2 protein-coding genes and 1 pseudogene are annotated in these 3,273 nt (G+C 70.8%); 2 read left to right on the top strand and 1 reads right to left on the bottom strand.

The features are described from left to right. A pseudogene (rpsA, locus tag ACWF94_RS37130) lies at positions 1-172 on the bottom strand (30S ribosomal protein S1); the annotation flags it as partial. A 373-nt stretch (positions 173-545) separates the two neighbouring features. Between rpsA and ACWF94_RS37135 the strand changes: the two are divergent. Together ACWF94_RS37135 and ACWF94_RS37140 are read left to right on the top strand one after the other, a co-directional pair. Beyond that, complete coding sequence (locus tag ACWF94_RS37135) at positions 546-1,475, top strand: class I SAM-dependent methyltransferase (protein ID WP_453499111.1); 930 nt, start codon at positions 546-548, stop codon at positions 1,473-1,475. Between the two features lie 234 nt (positions 1,476-1,709). Further along, a partial coding sequence (locus ACWF94_RS37140; protein ID WP_453499113.1) for a helicase-related protein occupies positions 1,710-3,273 on the top strand: 1,564 nt, incomplete at its 3' end.

Here is a 3,273-nt window from a genome sequence, read left to right on the forward strand (position 1 = left end):
CGATGTCGAGCAGGACCTCGTCCCGGTCGACCTTCACGATGACGCCGTCGACGATGTCGCCGTCGTTGAAGTACTTGATCGTCTCGTCGATCGCGGCGAGGAAGGCTTCCTCGTTACCGATGTCGTTGACCGCTACCTGCGGAGTGGCGGTGGTCTCGGTGCTGCTCGTCATGTGGGAAAGGGCTCCGGTACGGACATTGAAGTCGTAGGTACTGCTACGCCGAGAGCCCGTATCGCAGCTGCAGAAGCCGGACAGCCTTGGAAGCGCCGACCCAGTCGCCGATTCCGGAGATCCGGAATCGAACCCGTCTGGGGCGCCTCGTGAACCGAGGGGACATACATACAGATGCGAGCGCGACCTGCTCTGTCTGAGGCGCGCAGGCCCGCAGCGCAACTTGTAGCATACGGGGGCAGCCGGAGACGGTCAATGCGCGAAGGCCCACACCCGGGGCGGATCGCCGCATACCCGGCACAACTAGTGTTTGCGGAGGCCACCGAGGCCGCCTTAGGCCGCAGTGAGAACGCAAACTACGACGACGGTGAAGATGAGCCGATACACCGCAGACACCGCAACCACCGAAGACGCCGAAGACACGGCACAGCCCCAGGACGCCGGGACCGGCACAGCCGTCGCGCACCCGGCGGACACCTCGGCCGCGGAGAGCCCCGGAGGCCCCGAGGAGGCCGAACCGGAGGCCACCCGCCGTGACGCGGGTGACGCGGAGAGCAGCCGGGCGAGCCGTGGCTGGTGGGACCGGAACGCCGATGAGTACCAGCGTGAGCACGGAGCGTTCCTGGGTGACGACCGTTTCATCTGGGGCCCCGAGGGTCTCGACGAGGCGGACGCCGCACTGTTGGGGCCCGTCGGCTCCCTCAGGGGGCTGGACGTCCTGGAGATCGGGGCGGGCGCTGCGCAGTGCGCACGCTGGCTGGCGGCACAGGGCGCACGCCCGGTTGCGCTCGACCTCTCCCACCGGCAGCTCCAGCACGCGCTGCGGATCAGCGAGGAACTCCCCCTGGTGGAGGCCGACGCCACCGCGCTGCCCTTCCGGGACGGCAGCTTCGACCTCGCCTGCTCCGCGTATGGCGCGATGCCGTTCGTCGCGAACCCGGTGCAGGTCTTCACCGAGGTGCACAGGGTGCTGCGGCCGGGCGGTCGCTGGGTCTTCTCCGTCACCCACCCCCTGCGCTGGGCTTTCCCCGACGAGCCCGGACCGGAGGGCCTGAGTGTGTCCGCCTCCTACTTCGACCGCACTCCTTATGTGGAGCAGGATGAGCAGGGGCGCGCTGTGTACGTGGAGCACCACCGGACGATCGGCGACCGGGTACGGGACGTGGTGGCGGGCGGCTTCCGGCTGATGGACCTGGTCGAACCGGAGTGGCCGTCCTGGAACAGCCAGGAGTGGGGCGGCTGGTCCCCGCTGCGCGGGAATCTGATCCCGGGGACGGCGATCTTCGTATGCGTACGGGCCTGATGGCGTACGTGGTGATCGGCATACGGGACTGATCGGCATACGTACGGGGCTGAAGGGGCTGAAAGTCGCTTCGCGCGCACGGGTATGACCATGACCGGGGTCGAACACCGTGTTCAGCAGGACTGAGCGCGGGGCCAACCGGAACCTCACGATCTGCGGTCATACGAACTGATGAGTTGCCGGGCCTGTGGACAACCCGGAACACAGGTCCCGGAGAGGTACGACACTGAGTTCATGATCCGATCCGACGCACTCGACCGCCTCCCGGTACGTGACGCCGTGCCCGAGTTGCTCGCCGCTCTCGATGAGCGCGGTACGGCGGTGCTGTACGCGCCACCGGGCACCGGTAAGACGACGCTGGTGCCCCTGGCGCTGGCGGGGCTGGTCGGTGAGGGCCCCCGACGGCGGGTGCTGGTCGCCGAGCCCCGCCGGATGGCGGTCCGGGCCGCGGCACGACGGATGGCCTGGCTGCTGGGCCAGGATGTCGGTGAAGCCGTCGGGTACACGGTGCGCGGCGATCGGCGCACCGGGCCCGCCACCCGTGTCGAGGTGGTGACCACCGGTGTACTGCTGCAGCGTCTGCAGCGGGATCCGGAGCTTGCGGGGGTCGATGTGGTGCTGCTCGACGAGTGTCATGAGCGGCATCTCGACGCCGACACCGCAATGGCCTTTCTGGTCGATGTACGGGCCGCACTGCGGCCGGAGTTGAAGCTGATCGCGGCATCGGCGACCAGCGACGCACCGGCATGGGCGGAGTTGCTGACGGTCCTGGACGGCTCCGGGCCGGCTCCGGTCGTCCAGGGCAGGGGCGAGGGGTTCGGGTCCGAGATCCATTTCGCACCTCCGCCCGCCGGGCTGCGCCCGGCACACGGGACATGGGTGGACCCCGCGCTGCTCCGTCATGTCGCGGCGACGGTACGGCTGGCGCTCGACCGGCACCCGGGCGATGTCCTCTGCTTCCTTCCCGGCACGGGCGAGATCGCCCGGACGGCCGGGATGCTGGACGGCGTGGAAGCGGATGTTCTCCAGTTGCACGGGCGGGCACCGGCGGCAGTGCAGGACGCGGTGCTGCGCGGCGGCGGCGGGCGACGGCGGGTGGTGCTGGCCACATCCGTGGCCGAGTCCAGCCTGACGGTGCCCGGTGTCCGGATCGTCGTGGACTCGGGGCTGGCGCGTGAACCCCGCATGGACCACGCGCGGGGCCTGGGGTCACTGGCGACCGTGCCCGTCTCGATCGCGGGTGCCACCCAGCGGCTGGGACGGGCGGGCCGGGAGGCGTTCGGCACGGTGTACCGCTGCTGGGCCGAGGCCGACGACGTACGGCGGCCGCGCTTTCCCTCTCCCGAGATCAGGATCGCGGATCTGGCGTCCTTCGCACTGCGGGTGTCCTGCTGGGGCGATCCGTCGGCCGCGGGCCTGGCCCTTCTGGACGCACCGCCCGCGGGGGCGATGGGCGCGGCGCGCGCGGTGCTGACCGCGATCGGCGCGGTGGACACCGACGGCTGTGCGACGGAGCGGGGGGTGCGGATGTCCCGGCTCGGTGTTCACCCCCGCCTCGCCCGGGCCCTTCTCGACGGCTCTCCTCAGGTGGGTGCGCGCCGGGCAGCCGAAGTGGTGGCCCTGCTGAGCGAGGAGCCGCCCCGGGAGTACGGCGACGATCTGGCCGCGGCCTGGCGCAGAGCCAGGCGCGGGGGTGACGCGTATGGGGCGCGCTGGCGGGCGGAGGCCGGACGGCTGATGTCGTCGTCCGCCGCGGTGGCGGGGGATTCCCCGGCCGTCGCGGCCGAAGGAGCCGAGC

The sequence above is a fragment of the Streptomyces sp. NPDC055078 genome (genome assembly GCF_053607985.1).

Excerpts from the sequence above, each read along its gene's own strand:
- ACWF94_RS37135 (WP_453499111.1), top strand. The coding sequence starts at position 546 with ATGAGCCGATACACCGCAGACACCGCAACCACCGAAGACGCCGAAGAC.